The organism is Vibrio sp. 2132-1, assembly GCF_033344315.1.
In genome coordinates this window covers 1-711 of sequence record NZ_JAWPON010000325.1, presented here as the reverse complement: position 1 = coordinate 711, position 711 = coordinate 1, and the positions used below count along the sequence as shown (strand labels likewise).

Here is a 711-nt window from a genome sequence, read left to right as displayed (position 1 = left end):
CACTTAGTTTCCAATTTCCAAACGATTCCTGAAGATGCCGTGCGGATCAAGCCCATTGAAAAAGAGCGCTTGAGTGCCAATCACAGTATTTATTACGAATATAACTTATGGAGCGAGATTAAGAATTTAACGTTCTTTGAAAAGTTCAGCATCATGGTCGCGGTCTTTATTTACGTATTGAGTACCGTAGTACTGTTTTATGTCAACATGCACACCGAACGTCGCTACTTTAAAGATCTTGCTGCAAGAGACCCAATGACAGGGCTGCTCAACCGCAGAGGAATGCAGGCCGTTTGGCGTAATAAAATGACGAAGAAGAACGTGGCATTGGCTGTGTTCGATATCGATAGCTTTAAGACTATCAATGATACTTACGGCCATGATGTAGGTGACTCTGCGATTCAACTGGTCGCGAAGTGCATCCGAGACAACATTCGTCACAGTGACGTCGCATCTCGCTTTGGTGGCGAAGAGTTTATTCTCGCGATATACGATGAAGATATTGAAGGGATGAAGCACATTCTCGAACGAGTCAAAAAAGCGATTGATGAACGATCACGACGAGTCACGAAGAATGGGTTTACCGTATCTGGCGGTGTGGTCTTTAGCTCTGCAAGCAAAGCAGAAAGCTTTGATGAACTGTTCAAGGAGGCTGATGAGAAGCTCTATGAAGCGAAAAGTACCGGAAAGAACAAGATTTGTTATTAGTTC

At 43.7% G+C, this 711-nt stretch carries 1 protein-coding gene; it reads left to right on the top strand.

Translation table 11 applies throughout. The features are described from left to right. Positions 1-708, top strand: a 708-nt coding sequence (locus R8N47_RS25195; protein ID WP_318186105.1) for a GGDEF domain-containing protein, incomplete at its 5' end; no start/stop codon positions are given. Positions 709-711: the final 3 nt, after the last annotated feature.